At 70.9% G+C, this 669-nt stretch carries 1 protein-coding gene; it reads left to right on the forward strand.

The window, feature by feature from the left end; translation table 11 throughout:
* The coding region (locus IF30_RS42890) for a condensation domain-containing protein (RefSeq protein ID WP_037903164.1) at window positions 1-669 on the forward strand (669 nt) is incomplete at both ends.

The following is a 669-nucleotide window of genomic DNA, read 5'->3' on the forward strand; positions in this document are numbered from 1 at the left end:
CCTCGGCACCGCCATCGCCGGCCGCACCGACGAGGCCCTGGACGACCTGGTCGGCTTCTTCGTCAACACCCTCGTCCTGCGCACCGACGTCTCCGGCGATCCCACCTTCCGCGAACTGCTGGCCCGTGTCCGGGCCACCGACCTGGATGCGTTCGCCCACCAGGAACTGCCCTTCGAGCGGGTCGTGGAGGCGCTTAACCCCGCCCGCTCCACCGCCCGCCACCCGCTCTTCCAGACCATGCTGGTGCTGCAGAACAACATCGACGGCGTCTACGAGTTCCCCGGCGCCGACGCCGAGCAGCACCCGCTGGAGAAGCGGGCCGCCAAGTTCGACCTCACCTTCTTCGTGGCGGAGGACCCGGCGGGCGGCCTGCGCTGGGACGTCGAGTACGCCACCGACCTGTACGACCGGTCGACGGTCGAGGCGATGACCGCCCGACTGCTCCGGCTGCTGGCGGCCGTGGTCGCGGACCCGGACGCGGCGGTCAGCGACATCGAACTGCTGGACACCGAGGAGCGGGAGCGCATCCTCGGCGAGTGGTCCGGCGTCGCGCGGGGCGGCTCCGACGAGCGCTCCGTGCAGGCCGTGTTCGAGGAGCAGGTACGGGTCAGCCCCCAGGCCGACGCGCTGGTACAGGGCGAAGAACGCGTCACCTACGAGGAGTTGAA

This window comes from Streptomyces sp. NRRL S-350, assembly GCF_000719705.1.
Classification (GTDB): Bacteria; Actinomycetota; Actinomycetes; order Streptomycetales; family Streptomycetaceae; genus Kitasatospora.